The 24,460-nt window shown below is 51.1% G+C and carries 17 protein-coding genes; 13 read left to right on the top strand and 4 right to left on the bottom strand.

Going from position 1 to position 24,460, the window contains the following annotated elements:
* The first annotated feature begins 697 nt into the window (after positions 1-697).
* From EGT51_RS04750 to EGT51_RS04720, 8 genes are all read left to right on the top strand, one after another.
* Positions 698-2,065, top strand: a complete 1,368-nt coding sequence (locus EGT51_RS04750) for an aldehyde dehydrogenase family protein (RefSeq protein WP_135367624.1) — start codon at positions 698-700, stop codon at positions 2,063-2,065.
* Positions 2,066-2,077: 12 nt separating this feature from the next.
* Positions 2,078-3,508: a glycoside-pentoside-hexuronide (GPH):cation symporter gene (locus tag EGT51_RS04745; RefSeq protein ID WP_135367623.1), complete on the top strand. Its 1,431-nt coding sequence runs from the start codon at positions 2,078-2,080 to the stop codon at positions 3,506-3,508.
* A gap of 17 nt (positions 3,509-3,525) precedes the next feature.
* Positions 3,526-4,194: a transaldolase family protein gene (locus EGT51_RS04740; RefSeq protein WP_135367622.1), complete on the top strand. Its 669-nt coding sequence runs from the start codon at positions 3,526-3,528 to the stop codon at positions 4,192-4,194.
* 3 nt (positions 4,195-4,197) lie between these two features.
* On the top strand, positions 4,198-5,523 hold the full coding sequence (locus tag EGT51_RS04735) for a hypothetical protein (RefSeq protein WP_135367621.1): 1,326 nt from the start codon (positions 4,198-4,200) through the stop codon (positions 5,521-5,523).
* A 10-nt stretch (positions 5,524-5,533) separates the two neighbouring features.
* Positions 5,534-7,585 carry an alpha-glucosidase gene (locus EGT51_RS04730; protein ID WP_135367620.1) on the top strand — a complete coding sequence of 684 codons (2,052 nt, stop codon included), beginning with the start codon at positions 5,534-5,536 and terminating at the stop codon, positions 7,583-7,585.
* A 105-nt stretch (positions 7,586-7,690) separates the two neighbouring features.
* Positions 7,691-7,777 (top strand): putative holin-like toxin, encoded by an 87-nt coding sequence (locus tag EGT51_RS13185; protein ID WP_225428680.1) that lies wholly within the window; start codon positions 7,691-7,693, stop codon positions 7,775-7,777.
* Between the two features lie 996 nt (positions 7,778-8,773).
* Positions 8,774-10,786 carry a hypothetical protein gene (locus tag EGT51_RS04725; protein ID WP_135367619.1) on the top strand — a complete coding sequence of 671 codons (2,013 nt, stop codon included), beginning with the start codon at positions 8,774-8,776 and terminating at the stop codon, positions 10,784-10,786.
* Entirely contained in the window at positions 10,786-11,391 is a 606-nt protein-coding gene (locus tag EGT51_RS04720) for an ATP-binding cassette domain-containing protein (protein ID WP_135367618.1), read from the top strand. Before EGT51_RS04725 ends, EGT51_RS04720 begins: the two co-directional genes overlap by 1 nt.
* Before the next feature lie 341 nt (positions 11,392-11,732).
* Here EGT51_RS04720 and EGT51_RS04715 read toward each other — a convergent pair whose 3' ends face one another.
* Together EGT51_RS04715 and EGT51_RS04710 are read right to left on the bottom strand one after the other, a co-directional pair.
* On the bottom strand, positions 11,733-12,389 hold the full coding sequence (locus tag EGT51_RS04715) for a histidine phosphatase family protein (protein WP_135367617.1): 657 nt from the start codon (positions 12,387-12,389) through the stop codon (positions 11,733-11,735).
* A gap of 515 nt (positions 12,390-12,904) precedes the next feature.
* Positions 12,905-14,761, bottom strand: coding sequence for a cation:proton antiporter domain-containing protein (locus EGT51_RS04710; RefSeq protein ID WP_135367616.1), 1,857 nt, complete (start codon positions 14,759-14,761; stop codon positions 12,905-12,907).
* An 810-nt stretch (positions 14,762-15,571) separates the two neighbouring features.
* Here EGT51_RS04710 and helD point away from each other — a divergent pair.
* The 4 genes from helD (at position 15,572) to guaA (ending at position 21,853) form a co-directional block, all read left to right on the top strand.
* Positions 15,572-17,866 carry an RNA polymerase recycling motor HelD gene (helD, locus tag EGT51_RS04705; protein ID WP_135367615.1) on the top strand — a complete coding sequence of 765 codons (2,295 nt, stop codon included), beginning with the start codon at positions 15,572-15,574 and terminating at the stop codon, positions 17,864-17,866.
* Between the two features lie 798 nt (positions 17,867-18,664).
* Positions 18,665-19,588, top strand: a complete 924-nt coding sequence (gene coaA, locus EGT51_RS04700; protein ID WP_135367614.1) for a type I pantothenate kinase — start codon at positions 18,665-18,667, stop codon at positions 19,586-19,588.
* Positions 19,589-19,599: 11 nt separating this feature from the next.
* Complete coding sequence (locus EGT51_RS04695; protein WP_135367613.1) at positions 19,600-20,190, top strand: hypothetical protein; 591 nt, start codon at positions 19,600-19,602, stop codon at positions 20,188-20,190.
* A 121-nt stretch (positions 20,191-20,311) separates the two neighbouring features.
* The gene (guaA, locus tag EGT51_RS04690) at positions 20,312-21,853 is read left to right on the top strand and encodes a glutamine-hydrolyzing GMP synthase (protein WP_404819916.1); all 1,542 of its coding nucleotides are present in this window, start codon (positions 20,312-20,314) and stop codon (positions 21,851-21,853) included.
* Positions 21,854-22,008: 155 nt separating this feature from the next.
* Here the strand turns inward: guaA and EGT51_RS04685 are convergent, their stop codons facing one another.
* Positions 22,009-22,362: a helix-turn-helix domain-containing protein gene (locus EGT51_RS04685; protein ID WP_167850142.1), complete on the bottom strand. Its 354-nt coding sequence runs from the start codon at positions 22,360-22,362 to the stop codon at positions 22,009-22,011.
* Positions 22,363-22,534: 172 nt separating this feature from the next.
* On the opposite strand from EGT51_RS04685, the gene EGT51_RS04680 reads away from it, so the two are divergent.
* A complete protein-coding gene (locus EGT51_RS04680) occupies positions 22,535-23,497 on the top strand; it encodes a CAP domain-containing protein (protein WP_135367610.1) in 963 nt (320 codons plus the stop codon).
* A 257-nt stretch (positions 23,498-23,754) separates the two neighbouring features.
* On the opposite strand, the gene EGT51_RS04675 is transcribed toward EGT51_RS04680, so the two are convergent.
* Positions 23,755-24,330 (bottom strand): hypothetical protein, encoded by a 576-nt coding sequence (locus tag EGT51_RS04675; protein ID WP_135367609.1) that lies wholly within the window; start codon positions 24,328-24,330, stop codon positions 23,755-23,757.
* Between the last annotated feature and the right edge of the window lie 130 nt (positions 24,331-24,460).

The raw sequence follows: 24,460 nt of genomic DNA, 5'->3' as shown, positions 1-24,460 counted from the left end.
TGTTCTTGGGACATATCATTTTCCTCGCTTTCAATTGGTTTCGACGACTTGATTGTAGCACAGAGGTGATATGCCTCTTTTTTTATACAAAAATGGCGTCGATGGAGTTCTCCATCAACACCAAATATCATAGAACCGTTTTTTTGCGCCGAGACAACGCATTGGTCGAGGTGGTCGTCTTTACGTAGCTGAAGCGTGCGCCACTTGCTGCGGATATGCACAAATACCGCTGTAAGTGGCATCCGGTATGCGCGCAGCTTTGAGCGTTGCCTTAGCGGGTGAGGTGGGGCGAGGTATCTGGCGTCTTTGAGACGCGGGCCGCGGTTTCAGACAGGCAGCGGGCTCGTCTCTGGTCTCGCCCTGGTCGCCCGGTGTGGTCGGCCAGGTCCGCAAGTAGCGACTGGTCATCTGACAAAATAATTCGTGCACAATCTGCCTAATGGCTTGGCCGGGATGGTTCGACTTTTTGCATAAAGTTCAGAGCCTAACCCGTTCACTGCCTACCTACTTATGCAACGCTTACATCCTGTTAAACCGCCATTTAAGCTTACATTAGGTTTCCGTTAAGCCAGCGATAAGTTTCCCTAAGCAAATGTGAAGATACCTTAACATTATATTGGATTTATCTTCACAATTTTCACAAATTCGACTTGCATAATGGAGGTAGTTTCGAATTTTGAAAGGATTGGTGTCTGCTATGTCTTACCGTGTAATCGATCCAATGACCGGCGCTGAATACCGGTCTTACCCGGACGCAACTGATGCCGAGGTCGACCAGGCCCTGGCCACGAGCGCAAAATACTTTGAGGAACAACCGACGACCCGCTATGAACGGGCGCAACATTTGCTAAAATTCGCGCAGATTTTTGACGATGAAGCCGATAAATTCGCCGAAGAGGCGGCCCACAACATGGGCAAGCTCTTTAAAGAAGGGCAAGGCGAATCCCATGCCGCCGCCAACATTACGCGGTATTATGCCAATCATGGGGAAGCTTTCTTGACCCCCAAGCCGTATGTCTATGGGCCAAACGACGCCCACGCGCAACTGGAATACGCGCCCACGGGTATCATCATGAGCGTGGAACCCTGGAACTTCCCGTACACCCAGGTGATTCGGGTGCTGGCGCCCAATTACTTGGCGGGTAACCCCGTCATCTTGAAGCATGCCAGCTCCGTTGCCGGATGTGCCGCGTTGATTCAAGATGCCGCGCGTAAGGCCGGCATGCCGGTGGGGGCGTTCCAAAACCTCTGCTTGACCCATGACCAAGTGGCTAGAGTGATTGCGGATCCACGGGTCCAAGGCCTGGCCGTTACCGGTTCCGAACCCGTGGGCCGGCAACTCGCGGGCTTGGCGGGGCAAAACCTGACCAAGAGTACGCTGGAACTCGGTGGTAGCGATGCCTGCCTGATCTTAGACGATGCGGACATGGACAATGCCATCAAGGAATCTGCCATTTCCCGATTACGGAACTCGGGGCAAACGTGTACCTCAGCCAAGCGGTTCATCGTCCGCCGCGAAGTTGCCGACGAATTTGTTGCGGGGCTTAAGCGTATTTTCACCGCGCAGGTCGTGGGCGACCCGATGGATCCCAAGACCACGCTGGCACCACTGGCGTCTAAGCGCGGTCAAGAAAAGCTGGCCCAACAGGTCGATAACGCCGTGCAACACGGGGCAACCGCAATTGTGGCGGGGGGCCCGACTGGTGAGGCGACCGGCTTCATGCCGACCTTACTGGGGGACATCGCGCCTGATAATCCGGCTAGCCAAGAAGAATTCTTTGGCCCCGTGGCCCAGTTATACGTGGTCGATTCCGATGACGAAGCCGTGAAGATTGCCAACGCCACGCCATTTGGGCTGGCAGGGGCCGTGTTCTCTGCGGATGAAGACCGCGCACACCGCGTGGCCAGTCGGATGGCGACCGGGCAAGTCTTTATCAACAAGGGGTCGACCGGGATTCCAGAACTGCCATTTGGCGGCGTCAAGAACTCAGGCTACGGCCGTGAAATGAGCGATCTGGGCATCATGGAATTTATGAATGCCAAAATCGTTGTGTATCCAAAATAAGGAGGCGGTTAAATGAGTGATAATGCCGCAAGCACCACGAAAGAATTTACCGAAGAGGTCGCTCCACGGACCACGACCCTGCGTAACAAGCTGGGGTATGCCATCGGGGATGTTGGGAACAATTTCCTGTTTGACATGGGGCAACTTTACTTATTGAAATACTTCACCGACGTCTTACAGCTGCCCGCAGCCTTAGCGGGGACCGTCTTTCTGGTGGCCAAGGTCTGGGACGCGTTCATGGACATGAGCGTGGGGACTTGGATCGATAACCGCCAAAACATTGGGCCCCGGGGGAAATACCGGCCGTTCATTCTTTGGGCCGCGATTCCGTTGGCCTTACTGTTGATTGCTAACTTCTCGGTACCGGACTTCTCGGTCACCGGTAAGATGATCTGGGCCTACATTTCCTACATGATCTTTGGGACCGTCTACTCGATTTCTAACGTGCCCTTTGGTTCCATGATTCCCACGATGACGCGTAACAGTCAGGAACGATCCGAATTGGCCTCATTTCGGCAAGCCGGCTCCAATCTGGGGCTGATGCTAGCGACGATTGGGTTCATGCCCATCGTCAACATGTTGCCGACCGACCACGAAGGCTACACGGTCGCGGTCATTGGCTTTGCTGTCGTCGGGGTAGCCTGCCAGTGGATCTCTTATTTCAACATCAAGGAAGTCTACAAGGAAGCGCCGAAGCCTAAGGCCACCAAGGAAGATCTGAAGAAGAGCTTCAAGGCCTTATTGAAGAACCGGCCACTGGTCACGCTATGTATCGTGAACCTGTTTACCTTCTCGGCGTTCAACTTGAAATTAGCCGTTCAGGTCTACTACTGTGAATACATCTTAAAGGACAACACGGCCGTTTCGTATCTGGGCTTCTTCAGTATCGGGATGGTTTTCGTCGCCGTTGCCCTGGTCCCACTGTTGACCAAGCGCTTTGACAAGAAGACCGTTTATTCGATGGGCTGTGTCATCTGGGCCACCGCCGATATTTTAGGGTTCTTCTTTGCCAGCAACACCGTACTCCTGGTCATTTTCACCAGTATCGCTTACCTGGGGAACGGCTTTACCAGTGCGTTGAACTGGGCGCTGGTCTCCGACTGTGTGGAATACGGCGAGTGGCAAAGTGGGATTCGTTCCGAAGGGATGGTCTACTCTGCCTTCACGTACTTCCGGAAGCTTTCTCAAGCCATTGCCGGCTTCGTTCCCGGGATCATCTTGACTTGGGTTGGCTACGTGCCGAACCAACAACAGACGGCCACGGCCTTGTTGGGGATTCGCGGACTGATGTTCTTCTATTCAGCCGCCATGGCCATCATGACCGTGATCATCATGCACTACCTCTACCCGCTGACCGAAAAGCGCTACCACGAGGTCTTGGTGCAATTATTGAAGCGCCGCGATAAGGACGCTGTCGTTGAAGCAACTACAGTTAAAGATTGAAAGGATGTCTGTGAACCATGAAATATTTTTTAGATAGTGCCAAAATGGACGAAATTACCTATGCCTACGAAAATTACGGGATCGACGGGGTCACCACGAACCCCAAGCACATCCAAGCTAGCGGTCAACCCTTCATGGTGGCCGTGCAAAACTTGGCGGACTTTGCGGCCGACAAGCCCGATTTCCCCATCTCAATCGAAATCAATCCGCATCTGACTGAATCGGCCGACATGATTGCCATGGCCGAAAAGATTCATCAAAAGTCCGATAACTTTGCCATCAAGATTCCGGCAACGGAAAACGGCATTATTGCCGCCCGGCACTTGGAACAAGAGGGCATCCGTACCAACGTGACGCTGATCTTCTCCGCCGCGCAAGCCATCATGCCCGCCAAGATTGGCGCCAAGTACGCCTCACCATTTGTCAACTGGAAGGAACTGAACGGTGAAGACGGCATGGGCTACGTCAAAGACATCGCCCAGATCTACCGCAACTATGGCTACGACACGGAAATCATTGTCGCCGCGGTCCGTAGCGGTCACCAAATCGTGGAAGCAGCCAAGGCTGGTGCCGACATCGTGACGGCCGGCTTGGACGTTTACCGCGACAGCTTCTATCACCCATACACGGATCTGGGCCTCAAGCGGTTCCAAGATGCGTGGGACAACACCCCAAAGGAGGCGTAGGCCATGAGTCTCGTTTATATTCCAGTCGTCCGGCGGAAATTCGACGCCGAACTGGCCCAAAAACGGTTTGAAACCACGTTGGCCACGCTTCAATTGATTGCGCCTGACATCGTGGCCCCGGATGCGCCCTTAGGCGAACCAGATGAGCTGTTGGCCTTCATTGAAAACCTCGCCGAAGAACCCACGGCCATCATCTTCCAGCAACTGACCTTCACCGGCCAAGAATTCGTGACGGAACTGGTCAAGCGCTACTCGGTCCCAATTTTATTACTGATCGAAAAGGAACCCAGCGTGCACGGTTGGCTGCATCTCAACGCCATGACCGGCCTGTTGAGCACGGCCAACTACCTGCACATGCACGGTCAAGTCTACCAACAATTCATTGGTGGGGTCGACGAGGCTGCTGGGGCAACGGCCGTTCGGCAATTTATCAGCTCGGTTGACGCTTACCACGACCTGCAACAGCTGACGGTCGGCGTGGTGGGGACGTTCCCACCTGGCTTTAACTTCTCCGGGACCAATCCCCAAGAATTGCGCGACCAACTCGGCGTGTCCTTGAAGCATTACAGCATTGACGAGGCCTTTAAGGCGGCTAGCAAGTTGGCGCCGGCCGCATACGCCGATCAGTTGACCTATGCCCAGGATCATTTGAAGGACTTAGATCCGGCTGATCCCCGGGCAATCAAGATGGCTCAGTACGTGACGGTCATGCAAGACCACGTGCACGCCGATGGGCTGGGTGCCATTGCCTCGCGGTGCTGGCCTGATTTCTTTGACAAATTCGACAGCGCTCCCGGTGGCGTCTTCTCACAACTGACCAATCAAAAGACGCCAGTGGCCGAGGAAGGCGACATTCACGGGGCCGTGTCGATGTACGCGCTGCAAGCCTTGAATGGGCACCAACACCCCGTCTTCTTGGGCGACCTGTGCCGGTTGGATGAGACCGACAACAGCTTGACCATTTGGCACGATTACGGGCCGTATGACCTGGCTAACCCGGATTATCCGGCTACGGCGGGCGTGCACCCGAACCGCAAGATCGGCGTTAGTGTCGACGGCTCCTTAAAGCCCGGTGAGGTCACTTTACTGCGGGTCCACTACGACACCGACGGCTACCATTTGATCAGCATTCACGGCAAGGCGTTGCCGGTCGAAAACCAATACAATGGCTTTTCCGGCAAGGTCCAAGTCGACCTGCCTATCACTGAATTGGTCGACGATTTAGCGCAGAGTGGGGCCGAATCTCATTTTGCCCTGGTCTACGGTGACTACACCACGGCCATCAAGTGGTTGGGCCAATGGCTCCGGCTGCCGGTGACCCAGTATTAGGAGGTAACCCATGCAAATTTGTTTAGACGGTGATCATTTAACTGTGCGTGACGAAGCCGTGCGCGACGACTGGTCGTTACGGTGGGCCCATCAATCTGACGCCAGCCTGCACAGTACGCGCCAACACCCCGCGATTGCGGTGGGGGATGGTCACAGCCAAGTGAAAATGAACCAGGGGAACTTCCAGTTGCGCGATACGCAGGTCGAACGCATCGACTTGCCCTACGTCAAAGACCTGACTAGCACGCTGAATTCGGCGACGCTGGACTTGGCGCCAGCCACCGACAGTCCCAGCTATTTGCGCGTGACCCTGCGTTACGTCAATCACAGCTGGCGGCTGCAGTTTCAGGCGTTGGCCGGCAAGCTCAACCGCTTTTGGTTGCGATTGGTGGCCGAACCTAGCGACCGCTTCTACGGTGGCGGGGAACAGATGAGTTACCTGAACCTGGCCGGCCGGAAATTTCCAATTTGGACCTCTGAACCCGGGGTGGGCCGCAATAAGCAAACGGCCATCACCCAAGCCGCCGACCGCAACAATGGCGGGGGCGGGGACTACTACACCTCGAACTACCCGCAGGCCACGTATCTGACCAGCCGGCATCAACTGGTCCACCTGGAAACGTCGGCCTACGCGGTGTTGGATTTCACTGATCAGCGCTTCACGGAGCTCAGTGCCTGGGCGATTCCGACGGCGGTCTGGTTGGGCACGGCGCCGACATTGGCGGGCTTAGTCCGGCTGACCAAGGACTGGTTCGGCACCCAACCCGTCTTGCCCGACTGGCTGGGCGACGGCATCGTGCTCGGTCTGCAGGGCGGCACGGCGGTGGTTCGCCAACGCGTCGCAGCCGCCCAACGCGCCGGCATCAAGGTTGCGGGCGTGTGGCTCCAAGACTGGGAAGGTCCGCTGATCACCAGCTTTGGTAAACGCCTGCACTGGGACTGGCACTGGGATCAAGAGTTTTACCCGGGCTTGGACCAATTGATCCGGGAGTGGCGTCAACGGGGGATTCGGTTTCTCGGCTACATCAACCCGTACGTGGTCGACGACGGACCGCTGTTTGCAACGGCTAAGGACGCCGGTTACCTGGCAACCAAAGCCGATGGCAGCGTCTATCTGGTCGACTTTGGCGAGTTCAACTGCGGCGTCGTGGACCTCTTGAATCCCGCTGCCTACAGTTGGTATCAAGGCATCGTGGAACAGCGACTGATCGACTTTGACATGAGCGGGTGGATGGCCGACTTCGGTGAGTATTTGCCAACGGACGTCCAGCTCTACGGCAAGGCCGACCCGATGCTGGCGCACAACCAGTGGCCGGTGCTGTGGGCCAAGCTCAACCGTGATGCGCTCGAGCACACCGGTAAATTGGGTGAGGTCGTGCCGTTCTTCCGCGCTGGCGGTGCCGGTACGCAAGGCTATGCGCCGCTATTATGGGCGGGGGACCAAAGTGTCGACTGGACCCCCGACGATGGCTTGCCGTCCGCGTTGACGGGGATGTTGACGTCGGGACTGACCGGTAACGGGTTGAATCACCCGGACATCGGCGGCTACACCAGCCTGTTTGGCAACGACCGCACCAAGGAACTGTGGCTACGGTGGCTGGAACTCGGGGCCTTCACGCCGGTTATGCGGACCCACGAAGGCAACCGGCCAGCGGAGAACTTCCAGTACTACGACGACTTCGCCACGATGCGGCAGGTGGCGCGCTTGACGCAGGTCCACCAACGTTTGGCACCGTACCTGCGCGCGGTCATGCAGGAAAATACTGCTACCGGATTGCCGGTGATGCGGCCACTACTCCTCAGTGACGAGGAAGACGCACAGACCTGGGAAAATCAGACCAGCTACACGTTAGGCAGTGACCTGCTGGTAGCGCCGGTCTTAGCGCCAAATCAAACGGACCGGACGCTTTACTTGCCAGGTGGCGAGTGGTGCCATCTCTGGAGCGGTGAGCGTTTCGACGGCCACCAGACGGTCACGGTCGCGGCACCAGTGGGGATGCCTCCGGTGTTCTACCGCGCCGACAGTGCCTTTGTGAACCTGTTTGCGGGGTTTCAGGACTGAGATTTAATGTAAAAGTAAACGACTAAAAGCACCTACCCGATAATCTGGGGGTAGGTGCTTTTGCGTGTGGGGGGCTTTTTTGCTTAAGGAAAGGCTTCGCGGATTATGAGTGTGTTTGACACACTGTCATTGATGCTGGCATTCGCCACATTGATGATTTTAGTCGACCGTCATCACGGCAATCGTCGGTAACTCAAAAAGCCGCCCCTCACTACTCTGATAGTCGGGCGACTCATTTGTCGTAACTGTCTCCGCTCACAAAGCGGCTTGCAAGGCCGGTGCTCTAACGCCGGCCTTTGCTATGCCCTTAATATAGCACAGTTTGGACAGAAGGCTAAACAGAAGGCTTAACAAATGTTTTTGTAATGTGGCATCAATTGTAAGACGTCAAAAAAAGAGACTGTCTGTCTAAAGATCTTTCATTTATTAAAATCAGTTTGAAGACGCTTTAAACGCTGCAATGGCGGCATTAACTATCCTGAATAGTGAATAATAATAGAAATAATATTTGTACAAAAAAATAAATTTTAAGTGATTGAAAATCCTGGATTTTTCGTATTTAAGCCACTTATAGCAGCATTCGTAGTATAAATTTGTTAATATTCGTGTAATACACGAATCATTTGGCGTTGAACGTCTGCAACGAATATGATAATCTAACTTTATCGACAGGGTAAACTGTCGATAAAAAACAACAGAAGGTTTCACAATGGAACTAAATGCAAAGATCATCAAACGTAGCTGCCTTGCTTTAATGGCCATCACTACTCTAGGGGCTACCACCGCTCATGCGGCCTTGGCTGGTAGATATAATTGGGGATTACACTATTAAACAATGGATGGTAAGCACGTTATCTCAGAAACGGATACGACTAACCCACGGTACAAGACGTATGCTATTGCTAACAATGATCAACCGGGTAACAATGGTCGTCGAACGGGTCCTTGGGCATATGTTAATCAAGCATCCATTGCAAGAACTGTTCAAACAAAGCACCATAATAGGACCGGCTATAACTACAAATACTTAGGCGGGAAGAGTAGTGCAGATACTGAAGGTATTACGGTTATGCACAACTTAGACTAATCCTTTTAACCTGATTTCATCCAATCTTCACTGACCCCCATCAAGTATTTTTATTATGAAGGCTTGGTAAGCTCTACCAAGCCTTTTATCAAGGAGTTAAAATGACCAAAATTCGGAATATTGTGTTTGTAATCGTTGCTAGTTGTTTTGGCTTATTGTTGTTCAGTTTTGGGCAGTCAGTGAGTTCTCATGGAATTTCCAGTTTAAGAAAGCCTTTTAATATTACTGCGAGTTCAAACAAGTTTACATCGGATGAGATAAACAAAAACCTAGAAACATTTGCTAATAAGAATAACATTAATATTGTTAAAGAGTTCTCGGTTCCAAAGGTTGGTACCAAAACTCGTCAAGCCTACTATGTTTTGGGTAAGTCTCATCATTTTTCAAAAAGCCAAGTAATAAAATCGGATATGGCAACTCGTTCTGAATTTTTGACTAGCGATCTTCGATACCCGCTATACGTTTTTGGAGATGTTAACCAAAAAATCGTCAGCCAAGAACTCAATCGCTTAGGGCTATCTTTTCAGAGAAGTTCTGATAATTGGAATTGGCAAGTAAGTGATTTTCTTGAAGATAATTATTTTGACGTCTTTTTAGAACTGATACTGCTACTTTTGTTTTTAAGCTTGATTGTTTTCAATTTTAAGGCGTCGAGAGCTTCCAACATTATGTATTTACAAGGTGTGAGCAAACTAACTATCTTTAAGAAGCGGTTTATTAAAGATCAGCTTGTATTCCTTTCTGGTTATATCGCAGCTTATAGTATCAATCTCATTGTGTTGTTTTCAACACATCATTGGGGAGTAGTCTGGTTAGTGACATATTTTGCCTTAATACTATATGCGACCCAATTAATCGTTTACCTAATTGCTGGAATTATCTGGTCTTGGTCCTATAATAGAGCCACTATTTTACCAACAATAAAGGGCTCGGCTAAGAACCGATTGACCTTAGTCATCGTCCTAGTCGTAAAAACTATAACTGAAGTTATAATTCTTGCTTCATTATTGACCTTGGGACAACAGCTAAATACTAATCAGGAAATCAAGGGCCAAGTTTCAACTTGGTCAAAATTACAAGAACGTTATAGCCCAAGTCTTTCCATGAATATTACTAGTGAGGAGCAGGATACAGAAGATAAGCAAACCTATAAGCTAGTGGAATGGACATCTAAGCATCACGGCTTAATTTCGAATTATGCTGGTTATAATAGTGCGGAAGGCTCCGGGCGTTTAAACTTCAATGATTATTCGGATTACTATAACGGTGGAAATGTTTTAGTTGTAAATGCGGAATACCTCAGACTCAATCATGTGATGGATGGGTATGGAAATAAAATGTCGTTTAATGCAAACGATGCTGTAACACATTTCTTATTCCCTGAAAAGTTGAAAAATCAGGCGAATAGATTGACCCAAAAATATGTAGAGCAGATGGGACTAAGTCATATGTTTAAAGATGGAAATGCCAAGGTGGCAGTCCACTTGGTCAAGAATAATCAAAATCGTCTGACTTACAATCCAGCGAGTTTAGATATGGGATATTATGCAAGCAGTGTTCCAGATCCAGTAATTATTGTTGTTTCGCCGGAATCACTCAACGGGTCAAACTCAGATGCCAACCGTTTATGGAATGCCATGATGTCCAACAATGCCTTTAGTTTTACCGATTACCACAAGCTTAACCGAAAGTTGGTATCCTTGGGGATGTACAAACATATTGGGGGATATACCAATATTAAGAGTTACGCTAGTAAAATATATCAAGAGCAACAGTCAAAAGTGATGCAGCTATCAATTATTTTAGGATTAATGATTGGGTTGTTTGTTTTTGAATGTGTATTGGCATGTTCTCTCTACTTTGGAATCTATCAGCGCACTCATGCAATACGCACGCTAATGGGGCAGTCCTTATTGAAAACGCACTATAGGTTTGGACTAGTTTTAGCTGTACTGATCATTAGTGAATGGATGCTTAGTCTGATTGTTAGTCATAGCTTACATCTTACATCAGTGTATTATCTTGTCGATTCTCTCATTACGTTTTTGATTTTCTACGTTAAATCCAAGAAAAATGTTATGTACATTGGGGCTAGTCTGAAGGGAGACAACTAATGTTAGAAATATCAATGGCAGCCAAAGCTTTTAATGACCACCAAATTTTCGAGGACCTGAGCCTGAAGTTTGAGCCGGGGAAAATTTATGCAATTTCAGGTGCATCGGGTGCCGGTAAATCAACGTTGTTGAATTGCATTGCCACCTTAGAGAACTTAGATAGTGGAACGATTCACTTTCGAGGTCAGAACATTAGTGATATTAACAATCGTCGTTATTTGCGTGATTACTTAGGGTATCTATTTCAAAACTACGCACTCATTGATGATGAGACAGTAAAATCTAACCTAATGATTACGAAAAAGTATGGTTTAGAACAATTAGAGTTAGCGTTAAAGCAGTTTGGTTTAGATGGATTTTACTTGAAGCGAAAGGTTTTTACATTGTCTGGCGGCGAATGCCAACGTGTTGCATTAGCTAGAATGTTATTAAAAGATCCGCCGATAATTTTGGCTGATGAGCCGACTGGGGCTTTAGATGCTGAGAATGAAAATATAGTTTTGGATAGTCTAAGGAGCTTTGCTCAGATGGGCAAGGTAGTCATCGTTGCAACTCATTCTCAGTCTGTGTTGGCAAAGTCTGATGAGATTGTTCATCTGAGCTAAGATTACAAGCAGATAGTAGTAAACATTCGTGGTACTTAATTGGTTGATGAAGTGGTGTAAGGCTTCTCAGAATGGTGCACAAGCGTGCCGATTATCACGAGAGACTAGAGTACTATCTGTAGGGCAGGTGGTTTAATCTGCCTTTACTATATAATCCTTAAGGGTGCATGATAGTTAAACTATCGTGTTGCCCTTTTTTGTAATGACGAATTCTTAGAAAGGTTAAGAATTTCATGAAACTAGGTAGCAAGGGGTGACCAATTGCCCGGGAATTTCGTTAGTAAAAATGTGTGGTTAAAAAAAAGAGGCCAGGGTCACGCCCCAGTCTCGCTTTCGACGAGTTACTTTACCTGACCCGTCGTGTTGTTGTAATAATTAACTTTGTATTGACCATCAGTGACGGTAAGCTTGGTGATGCTCCCGTTATCGACCGGCACGGAGACGTCGATGTCCGAATACTTGGAAACGATGCTGCGGATGGTCGTGCTGTGGGTGGCAATCAATAGGCGGTCGCCGTCGTTGGCTGCCGCGATGGCGTGGTCCAAGCCGGGTTGAACCCGGGCCCAGAAGGCGTCATTATCTTCGGCATCGCCAAACGGATCTTGGGCGTGGAACATGTCCTTGGTCTTTTCAATCGTCAGCTTGGCGATCATGGCATTGAAGGAATCCAAGCCGACCGGCGTGCCCAGCGTGTGCCAGGTCAAACCGGTGTCGAGGCCTTCGAAGTAGCCGAAGTTTTCTTCGCGGAAAGCGGGTTCCGTCGTCAGTGCAACGGGGGCTTGATTGGCGGCTAAGATGTTTTTGGCCGTGTTTTGGGCCCGCGTCGTGTCACTGGCATAAGCGGCGGCAAAGCCAATCTTGGCTAACCGCTCGCCGGCGCGCTTGGCGTCGGCGATTCCCTTCGCGGTCAGGGGGGAGTCGGACCACCCTTGGATGCGGTGGTACTTGTTCAAATACGTTTGGCCGTGACGCACCAAATAAAGTTCAACTGTTGCCATGTCTTTCTCTCCTTTGCTGGACGCCGAAATGCCGTGGTTGTGGGCAATCGGTGATGGTTGGGTAACCTGTTTGCAGGTTGAAATCGGGTTTGTTCTGAAGCTTGAAGGTGGGGCGTTGATTTGTTTTGAATATTGAGAAAAACCTACTAATTTTCAAGGTTCGTTCACGTTATTGGACAGAAGCTAATTGCCACTGAGGGTTAAGACAGCGAATACTACGAAGCACTTTTGTAGCCGAGAGTTCGTCAAATATGGGTTCAGCCGTGGGAGTTCCCTTAGCGGCGCGATTCATGCCGATTAGGGAACTGGCGTCTTTGAGACGCGATTTTCGGCTCAAAGCGAGGCCGAGACCGTCTTTCAGGCTCGGTCCGGTCCGCCCACCGCGTTCCAACCCATATTTGACGGACGGTAGGCGGCTGGTTTCCACAACGGCGCTGTCAACAATTAACCAAAACGCCAAGAATTACGTCATTTGCCAAACTTCAGTTAAACGGTCTTTCACCAGTGTAACAGTTCTAATTCAGAATGCCTAGTTCGCGCCGAATTTCACGAGCGGTCTCGGCACTGCTGGTGAAGATGATGCGGTCATTGAATTTCAGCGTCGTGCTCCCGGTTGGCCGGACAAAGTGGCCCTCGCGGAAAATCTGACTGATGGTGATGTCTTTGACAAATGGCAGACTGTGAATCTCCTGGTCCGTGTAGCGCCGGTTGCGCAGGGCAACTTCGTAAACGGCCGAGGTCGAGGCGGTCAACAGGCGCAGCGTGGTTGGGGCCTCAATCAGACTACGCAACATGGCGATGTTGACGTTGGGCGTGTTGTAGACTTCGATGCCCAGGTCAGTCAGCTCGTCTTCGCGGGCGTCCAAGACGTTGCGGTCCTCGAAGCGCACGATGACGCGTTTGACCCCGTAGGCCTTGGCCGCCTTGGCCAGTTCGTAGTTCTTAGTGGCGTTGAAATGGCCCAGTACGACGATATCGGCGTCAAAGGCATCCTGGGCCTCCACCGCCGCGGTGTCCAAAGAATCCAGGAGTTTAGCGTTGACCTCCGAATTGTAGGTCTTGAAGTTGGCTTGTTTGTCGGTGTACATGGTGATGTCGTACCAACTTTCGGCCAGCTGTTGGGCCACGGGTACCGTGAGCAAATTGGTGCCGATGAAGTGGACCGTTGATTTCTTCAGGTCCTCGGGTTCAGCGGAATAGCCGGTGTTAAACAGCAACGGCCCCAGGACGCAGGTCAAGATGGCGGCCAGCAGGAAGGCCCCGGATTGTTGGCTGGTAACGACCTTCATGGATTTGGCCACCTGCAAGACCGCCAGAACCATGGTGATGGTGGCGGCGGAGATGGCGGTGCCAGCAAAGGCATTGCCTCGTTTGAAACGTAGGCGCAAGATGCCGTAAACAGCGGCCTTGGCCAGCAGGTAGGCGATAAAGAAGGCGGGAATCAACAGGAGAGTCGCCGGGTCGGCCAGCAGGGTGCGCAGGTTCAAGTCGGCTCCACTCATCATGAAGAAGATGGGGATGAAAAAGCCGTAGCCAATCCCGTCGAGCCGCACCATGGTGTCTTCTTGGGGCTGCAGTAATTTCATCACGATTCCGGCCACGAAGGCTCCGAGAATTCCTTCGGCGCCCACGGATTCGGCGATGACCACCAGACTGAAGATCAGAAAGAAGGCCAGCCGAATGTCCAGTTGGGTGGTGGACTTATTGATTCGGTCAAAGAAGGTAAAAAACGGCTTGAACCGTCGGAACAGCACGCCGGCGGCTAGGAAGACCAACAACAGAAGCCACAGGGACTGGCTGTTGTTGCCAAAGATCGAGGCGTAAACGGTCAAAGAGAACAGGGGCACGATTTCCCCCAAAGCGGCGATCAATAAGATGGTCTGGCCAAAGGGTTTGCTCAGCAGCTCCTTTTCCTTGAGCGTGGCGATGACGATCCCTAGCGAAATGGTCATGAAGATGATGGCCGCTAACCACGGGTCCTTGAACAGCCCCGTCCACTGGCAAATGAAGCCCAGCAGTAGCGATGTGACCATGATGGCCGCGTAACTGGTCACCGCTAGAAAGACCGGCGAATACTTCGGCGCGCTGCCGGCCACCTTGGCAGCCAGTGGCGTCTGCGGTTTCTTGCGCCGATTAAACAAGCTAAAATCGATCTCCATCCCACTCAAGAACAACAGGAAGATGACCCCGGTGTTCGACAGTAAGGACAGGGTGGCATTGCTGTGGACCACGTTTAAGACACTGGGGCCCAACAGAATACCCACCAAAATCTCCACCACGGCGGTCGGCAGCACGGTCAGCTTGAATTTGGCCATGACCAGCGGCGTCACCAGGGCGGCAGTTAAAATAATTAATAAGGAAAATTGATCCATCTAATTCACCCCCGCAAAAAGTCTCTTCCATTATAGCAAAGATGCTGGTAAATAAGTGATTTAACGACGGGCACTTTACTTTATTTATAGTCTGAATGCGTGTAAAATGGTAAGTCGAATTATTGTGCTAAAACCTGTTACCACAGTCGTCAGTTGCGGTCTGTAAGATGGTATTTGCAGTGGCAACATTGTTGCTATCCGCCTTGCCGTTCGCTAGAGATGAGTTGGAACGCTGAGGGCGGACGGGGCGAGCCAAAGAGCGGTCTCGCCACCTCGCTTTGAGCCGAGAAACCCGTCTCAAAGACGCCAGTGCTCTAAGCGCCGGAAACCGCGCCGCTAAGGGCACTCCCACAGCTGAACTCATCTCTAGCGAACTATCGGCTCCGGTAGTGGTTGCCAGTGAAACTGTCGTGATCAACTCACTGAACGACTGTGCTTGTCCGCCACCTGTGACGCTTGCTGATGGCGTTACTCCATGTCTGGCCACGGCCAATCGTGCCGGAGGAGGCCAGGGGTGGCGCCAGCTGTGTCGACGGTGTTAGCTGAGGTTTTGTCTCAGCTTACAGCGTGGGGCGACTTGGAAGACTCGCGGGTCTTGCGAGGCTTGCAAGCGAACCGGAAGCCCGCTTCTCAGGCTGGAGGTGTCCCCCATAGCAGGCGGAACCCCTGGCAGCCGCAGGCAACTGGCAAGGCGACAGCTAAACCAGTACGGCAGCCGCAGGCAACTGGCGAGGCGGTCACACGGGTTTTAGCACCAGACTGATAATTCGCAGCAGGGTAGTTTGCCCAGTTATTTGAGGAGGGATTGGCTTGCCAGATTCAATCAAGGCCCACGAGCAAGAACATTTAGACGCGGTGGTCGCAAAGATCAAGACCGCCGAAAAGGCAGCTAAGGAACGGATCGACGTTGCCGAAAGTGACGAAGCCGGCATCCGCAAGAACTTCGTCAACGATTTGCGTATCAAGACGGATAGTTACGAAGGCTTGCTGGAAACGGCGCTATCCGTGCGGCAGCAACAACAACTGTTGGCCGAACGGCAGAACAGTTGGCAACACGCCACCACGGAATTGAGTACGCTGCAGCGCCTGGAGAAGAAGGCTTACTTTGCCCGCATCGACTTTCAAGAAGGCCCCAAGGCCAAGGTCGAAACGATTTACATCGGGCTGGGGTCCTTTTCCGATTCGCCCGACCATTTCCTGATCTATGACTGGCGGGCGCCCATCTCAAGCATCTACTATGACGGTGAGCTGGGCAATGTCAGCTACCAGACGCCCGATGGCGAACAAACGGTTAACGTCAAATTAAAGCGCCAATTTCAAATCGAAGATGGCACGATTGTGACCCTCTACGATACCGATCAGACCGTGACCGACCAAATGCTGCTGTCGGCGTTAAGCGAACATTCAGACACCAAGATGAAGAGCATCGTCACCACGATTCAAAAGGAACAAAACCAGATCATCAGAGACACCGCTTCGGACCTCCTGTTTGTCCAGGGGGCCGCGGGATCCGGGAAGACGGCGGCCATTTTACAACGGGTCGCGTTCCTGTTGTACCGGTACCGTGGGCATTTGAACGCGGGTCAGGTCATGCTCTTTTCACCGAACCAATTATTTAACGACTACATCGACCAGGTGCTCCCGGAATTGGGCGAGCACAACATGGTCCAGATGACCTATTACCAATACGCCGGGCGCCGCTTGCCGAAGATTGAAGTGGAAACGCTGGCGCAGCGCTTTGGCGAGACCAACACCCCGGCCCAAAAGAAGATCAACCAAATGAAGGGGAGCCTGGCCTTTTTCGACGCGGTCACGGCCTACGCGGATCATTTGGAAAGCAACGACATGGTCTTTCGTAACATCAAGTTTCAGGGTGAGGTCTTCATTCCCAAAGAAAAAATTCAAGAGATCTATTACAGCTTCAACCGCAACTACCACCTGGGTAACCGCCTGCAGGCTACCAAAGAGGCGTTGATTCGCATTTTAAACCGGCGCATCAGCAGTGAAATGAAGACGCGCTGGGTGGAAGATGCCATCCAGGACCTGAGCAAAGAGGAGTTGGATTCACTCTACGGGGATGACCCGCGGGAATTCGACTCGTCCGAAAAGGAAACGCAATTTCTGGCGCGAAAGATCGTCATGAAGGCCTTTGAGCCGATTCGAAAGGCCATCGTGCGGGCTCGGTTCTTGAGCATCAACAACCAATACGTTCACATGCTGCGCGACATGCCCAACCGCATCGACCTCAACGACTACCACATCACGGTGGCCGACTGGAACGCCAGCGTGGAGGAGACCGTGGCCAAATTACGCGACCACCACATGCAACTGGTCGACACCACGCCGTACCTGTATTTGTACGATAAAATGACTGGTAAGTCCGGCGAACGCGACATGCGCTACGTTTTCATGGATGAAATCCAAGACTACAACGCCTTTCAACTGGCCTTCCTGAAGTTCAGCTTCCCGCGCGCCCGGTTCACGATGTTGGGAGACCTGAACCAGGCCATCTTCACCAAGGAAAATAGCCGCACGCTCTTGCAGGAATTGAGCACGATGTTTGACCCCGACAAGACGCGCGTCGTGCAGTTGACGCAGTCGTACCGTTCGACGCAACAGGTCACCGATTTCACCAAGCACATCTTGAAAAACGGTGAGGCGGTCACGGCCTTTGCGCGTGAGGGTGAACTGCCAACCATGGCGGTCGCGGAAAATGAAGAGGCGGCCTTACAAAAGGTCATCGCCCAGATCAAGCAAAACGAAGCTGAGGACGAAACGACGGCCATCATCGGCAAGGACTTGGCCGATTGTCGCGAGCTGACCGACCGGCTCAAGGCTGCCGGCGTGGCTGTGACACTGATCCAATCCGAAAACCAACGGCTGGCACCGGGAACCATCGTGGTACCATCCTTCCTGGCCAAGGGATTGGAATTCGACGGCGTTATCGTCTGGCACGCCTCGGCCAGCCGCTATCACGCCGAAGACGAACGTCAGCTACTCTACACCATCTGTTCGCGAGCCATGCATCGCTTGAGCGTAATCGGTGTGGGCGAGCTGTCGCCCCTGTTGCGCGACGTGCCAGCGGATGAGTATGAGATGGTTTAACTGGGTGGTGTAACCTGGGTGTCCGCAATGTTGCGGAGGCTGTTGTGACCAATCAACTGAACGACTGTGCTTAGCCGTCACCTAGTATGCCGATGGTTGCCGAAGTTACGGCTAGATTTGAAACACAGTCAGTCGTGCCGGAAAGGGTCAGGACTGAAACTAGTTTTCAGACTGACCCCGGTGAGAGGCGGCCTTGCCCTGATCCGGTCCGCTTAAAAATTAATCATTCTCAAGGAGTAGCTTGTGGTCACGATTACCAGTGACCGGGCTACTCCTTTTGTGTAGTCGCTAAGCGTTAGAATCAGTGTATACTAACTTAAACTTGAGAACGTTTAAGTTAGCCAGAGCGCTGATAAACAATGTACAGCTTCAACGCTACTAGTATTGCCTACATGACGGTAGGGCTAAGCCAATTAGATTGCCAACCACTAGTCGTAGCCGAGAGTTCGCTAGAGATGAGTTCAGCTGTGGGAGTTCCCTTAGCGGCACGGTCCATGGCGCTTAGGGAACTGGCAACTTGGAGACGTGGGTTAACGGCTCCAAGTTGAGGGTCGAGACCGCCCCTTGGCTCGAGCCGGCGCCCTCAACGTTCCAACTCATCTCTAGCGAACGGCAGGCGACCAGTCCCCACAATCCCTCGTCGTTGAAAACTTATTTGGCCATAGCCCTATCTGCGGTATAATAGGACTTAATTGTGTCAGAGGTTGTGGACCGCAAGCATTCCCGGAGCCGTGAATTTGCCGGCGCGGGCGGGGGCCACAACGCTGCGTAGTTAGAAATCAAAGGTGAGGTGTCTCCATGAGTGATCCCATTAATTACAATGCATTCACGCGCGCGCAGTGGCGGGCATTTTCCGACGACGCCACGTTGCCGCTGACCCAGGAGAGTCTGCGACAGATCAAGGCGTTCAACGACCGCATTTCTCTGCAAGACGTTCAGGATGTGTACATTCCGCTGGTGCATTTATTACACTTAGAATTCGACCACTATCGGCAGTTGCAGCGCGACAAGGCCAGCTTTTTGCAGCAACAGCCGCGACGGGTGCCCTTCATCATCGGTATCGCTGGTAGTGTGGCGGTTGGCAAGAGTACCGTCGCGCGGCTATTAGAAGTCCTGTTGAACCACTATTTCGAGGGCAAACGCATCCAGCTGATTACGACCGACGGGTTCTTGTACAGTAATGAAGAGTTGAAAAAACGCAATCTCATGACGCGTAAGGGCTTTCCGGAGAGTTATGACATGTCGGCATTGATTCAGTTTCTAAACGACGTCAAGGCCGGTCAGGAGCTGATTAAGGCCCCGGTATACTCCCACAAGGTCTACGACATCGTGCCCGACCAGTTCGAATACATCGTGCACCCGGATGTCTTGATCGTTGAGGGCATCAATACTCTGCAATTGCCGACCAATGAACAAATTTATGTCAGTGATTTCACGGACTTCTCATTGTACGTCGATGCCGACCCAACGCTGATTGAAAGCTGGTTTTTGGAACGCTTCGAGCTGTTGCTAGAAACGGCCTTTCAAGACCCGACCAACTACTATTATCCGTATACCATCGTCAGTCACGCCGAGGCTATCGCCAAGGGCAAGCAAGTGTGGCGCGACATTGATCTGAAGAATCTGGAAGAGTACATTTTGCCGACGCGCAACCGGGCGGATATGATCTTACACAAGACGTTCCACCACCGGATCGACCGGCTGCTGCTGCGGAAATACTAGGGGGTGAGCCGGTGCTGCGAGATGCAACGCGCGTGGATGCGGACGCCGTGGCGCTGTTGGTGCTCCATGAATTGGAACGCCGCCAGCTCCGGCGACTGCGCCGCGTCAGTAAGGAACAATTATCACAAATGTTATTCGTGGGGGTGCGCCAGCCTCAATTTCGCTACGGCTACCCCCAGGCGCGCGTTTACCAAAATCAGGGCGTAGCAGTCGGGGTGGCGTATGGCTATCCGGCCGCCGTCGAGCCCACGTTGGACAATCGCTGGACCAATCTGTTTGCCCGCCAACAACTCACGCCGCCCCAACAAGACGTGGTGACGCCGCGGGCCTTGCCGGACGAGTGGTACCTCGACTTGCTGACGGTGCGCAACCGCTCCAAGGGCAAGACCTACCAGCAGAAATGGTTCGATGAGTGGCTGCTGGGCGACGCGATTCACCGCGCCCGGTTAACCGGTGCCCCCGTCATCGCCATGGACGTCCGCCCGGGCAGTACACTGGCCAAGTTGGCGGCGGAATTTGGCTTCGTGGCCACGGCCCGGCGCCGCTTGGACCGGCAGACCTATTACCATTTGCGCCTAAAGCTCACGCCTCAAATTGACTAACCGGGTAAACTGATTCTGGTGCGATTTGGGTCAAATAACATTGACCCGCGTGGCAGAAATCTGTATGATATAACCAATGTTGAAAAGAAAAGAAAGGGTGAATGGCTTGGCAAACGTTGATATGTCCAAATTCGATAAAATCATCGTCTTGGACTTCGGAAGTCAATACAATCAATTGATTACGCGCCGGATTCGTGACATGGGCGTTTACTCTGAATTAAAGGCGCACACCATGAGTGCCGCCGAAATCAAGGCTTGGGGCCCCAAGGGGATCATCTTCTCTGGGGGACCAAACAGTGTGTACGATAGCTCGGCCTTTAACGTCGACCCTGAGATCTATCAGTTAGGGATTCCAATCTTGGGTATCTGTTATGGTATGCAACTGATGGCTCACGACCTGACTGGCGGGAAAGTTGAAGCCGCCAACAACCGCGAGTACGGGCGCGCAGAAATCACCGTCTTAAGTGATGATGCCAAGCTCTTTGCGGGCACACCGAAGCAACAAACGGTGTGGATGAGCCACGGCGACTTGGTCACCCAAGTGCCGGACGGCTTCGAACGCGTGGCGACGAGCGAAAACTGTCCAATCTCCGCCATGCAAGACGTTGACCGGAACTTCTACGGCATCCAGTTGCACGCGGAAGTTCGCAATACGGAATACGGCAACGACATTTTAAAGCACTTTGCCTTTGACGTCTGCCACGCGGAAGCCAACTGGTCAATGGACGATTTCATTGACCTGCAAATTGCCCACATCCGTGAAACGGTTGGGGACAAACGCGTGCTCCTCGGCTTGTCCGGTGGGGTTGACTCCTCCGTGGTGGGTGTGCTCTTGCACAAGGCCATTGGGACGCAACTGACCAGCATCTTCGTGGATCACGGTCTGTTACGTAAGGGTGAAGCCAAACAAGTTATGGACAGCCTGGAAGGCAAGTTCGGCTTGAACATCGTCAAGGTCGACGCCCAGGACCGCTTCTTAAGCAAGCTGGCCGGCGTCACCGAACCCGAAAAGAAACGGAAGATCATCGGTAACGAGTTCATCCAAGTCTTTAACGACGAGGCCCAAAAGCTCGATGGCATCGACTTCTTGGCCCAAGGGACCTTGTACACCGACGTCATCGAAAGTGGGACCGACACGGCTCAGACCATCAAGTCTCACCATAACGTGGGTGGTCTGCCCGAAGACATGCACTTCCAATTGATCGAACCATTACGCTCTTTGTTCAAGGATGAAGCCCGTGAATTGGGTGAAAAGCTGGGGATGCCAAGCGACTTGGTTTGGCGCCAACCGTTCCCAGGTCCTGGCTTAGGGATTCGGGTCTTAGGTGAAATCACCCCAGAAAAGTTACAAATCGTCCGCGATAGTGACTTGATCCTGCGCGAAGAAATCAAAAAGGCCGGCCTCGACCGCGATATTTGGCAATACTTCACGGTCTTACCAAACATCAAGAGTGTCGGTGTCATGGGGGATGGCCGGACCTACGACTACGCCGTGGGTATCCGCGCCGTAACCTCCATCGACGGTATGACCGCTGACTTCGCCCGCATTCCGTGGGACGTCTTACAGGAGATTTCCGTCCGGATCGTTAACGAAGTGGATCACGTAAACCGCATCCTCTATGATGTGACGAGTAAGCCGCCTTCGACTATTGAATGGGAATAATTCACATAAATAAATTGAGTTGTGAACGCCGATAAGACGGTGTTTTAAGGGGCTATACCTAGTCGAAATTGATTTAAAATCAAGTAGTTCCCTACCAAAATCCCTACCAGAAGTTTGATGGCGGGTGCTAAAAAAAGACAGATGCTAGAGTTATTCTAGTACCTGTCTTTTTTGTTTTGAGTGTTTTCGAGTATGTCTTCAAGTTGAACAACGGTACCCTCTAAATCATGAACTAGACGTAATAGTTTTTTTCGCTGAAAAGTAGTGTCATCATTATTAATTTTAGGTTCGGAACCAAAGTCAAAAAATTGTTGGTAACTAACGCCCAGCGCATGAATGATTTTCTCCAGAGTAGCGATTGTGAATCCCGTTTTAAAGTTTTCTATCCTGTTGATATACTTAATTGGCAAATCAGCTAATCCCGAGAGTTGGTCTTGAGACATCTTTCTTTGGTGACGAATATCTTTTATTCTTTTAACGACAAGTTCATTTAAACCTTTATTATTCATAGCGTCACCTCTTAAAGTAAAGTGTACGTAAAGTGAGAGAAAATAATAATGATTAAAAATGAACGTATACATTTATGAACTATTATGATAAAATTAATATTAGCTTTATTTGTATATGGGGTTAATGGTACAATTATCTTCGTATTAATGTTATACATAGGAGGAAATTATCATGTCAAAACTCACCAAATTAATCGCCATTATGGCCGCATCAGCTGGGGTCGCTGGGGGCATCATCACCACGACTAACCCCATCAACGCTTCAGCCGCCACTAAGTTCCGGTACTATAAGAACATCAAAAACCACGCGTACAAAGTCACCAACAAGAAGGCCGTTATCTACACCAACGGTAAGATTAAGCACAAGACTGGCGCCAAGCTTGGCCAATACGGCAAGTACGTCACCGGCTACTACGCTTCTCACGTCACTGTGAACGGCCACAAGAAAGTTTACTACAAGTTTAAGACCGCTTCGGGCCATACGGGCTGGGTTTGGCACGGCTGGTTGAAGAAGGTCTCCAACAAGAAAGTCTCAGTTAACACCAATTCTAATAAACCACTGACCGGCTCCGCTGCCGAAGCCGCTAACGGCTTTGGACCATCGGACTTTGAACGCTTATCCAAAGGCAAGCGTTTCAAGATGAACATCTCTGAATACCGCCAAGGCTTCTTAGATACCGTCAACGCTGAACGGGCTAAACGCGGGATTTCTGCCTTAAAGCAAGACACGGGCTTAAACCAAGTCGCCATGCAACGAGACCTTGGGGTCGGCTCCACTAGCATTGGCTCTCATTACACAGCTGATGGCCGCTTAGCTGCCAAAGTCTTAGCTGAAAAGATTGGCATCAACTATGTCAAATCTGAAACCCTTGGTATGGACGCAGTTAATATGATCTCTCACGGACTCAATTCAGATGAAGATATTGATCCCAATACCAACCTCAACACCGTCATTGACTCCGCTTACAACGCCGGCAAAGCTCGTGCCTTAGCTTACATTTATGACGATGCTGACAGCGATTGGGGCCACCGCGACATCCTGCTTAATTCAGCTTACAATGTTATCGGTATCGGCTCTCATGCAATTCATGACAACACCGTTGCGACTAACGCCGCCGTCCTTGGCACCAAGTAAACACAAAATTTAACTAGGTATGACCTAACGCCTAAAAGCCCCTCAACATTTCTGTTGAGGGGCTTTTATTTACCGTTCGCTTAACCGCTTAGCCACGAACTAACGCTTAATGAAACCACTTGTTGTTCCCACCAGTCGTCGCAAACGTTGGCCGGGCAGCTGAGTGCTTGGCAGCTGGCGTCGCCGTTGAACCGGTCGTGCCACCGGTTGAGCCTAAGCCAGCCGTACCGTTGGAACCAGACGTACCGCCACCGTTGTTATTTATGCTCTATTTTTGGTTTTGAGTTTTTTGATTGATTTTTTTCTTTGAGCCATAGAAGGAACTCGTCGTAAGTATTACCGGGCATGAAAGTGTACGTACCATAAAATGGATTAGTTACCTTTACTATTGCGGCGCTATCAACGGTTGCTTGCAGGTCAGCAATCTGTTGTCCTGCCGACAAATCCAAAGAGTGAAGAGTACCGAGGAGAAAATCCGCTGAAGCTGATTTACCTTTTTCGGTGGCCTCTTTATTTAAATGGTTTTTGGCCTCTTGCAAGTCAACGGCATATTTTTCATCTTCATGTTCGAGTTGTTCAAGCGTTCCTACATAAGTTTTAAATCCGTTTAAGGTAATTCCAGAAGTCGTAGCTCGTTGACCGGGTACTCTAATGGATTCATTAAATGAGTTATGAAAAATAGCTTCTGTGTTCTTGAAGTCACGATTTATTCTTCGATAGGCCGATGCCCTAGATTCATGAAAATACTGCATGAGAGTTTTGACACCTACATACCGGTTACCATCTGTATCAATTATTAATGATTCGAAAATTTTGCGCTTGCTGTCTTGCATATCTGTAGCCTCCTATTTTTGATATTCTCAATTTAAATTAATATATAGGGATTCTATATCGTTTATGATACGGGACGTGTTAGACTTATGTCAAGGTGATATTCTCATCGCCTTTAATTAAAAGGAGGGA

This window comes from Levilactobacillus suantsaiihabitans (assembly GCF_004745505.1).
In the GTDB taxonomy this organism is placed as follows: Bacteria; Bacillota; Bacilli; order Lactobacillales; family Lactobacillaceae; genus Levilactobacillus; species Levilactobacillus suantsaiihabitans.
Note: the sequence above shows the minus strand (reverse complement) of the source record. Positions and strands in the feature narration are given on the sequence as shown.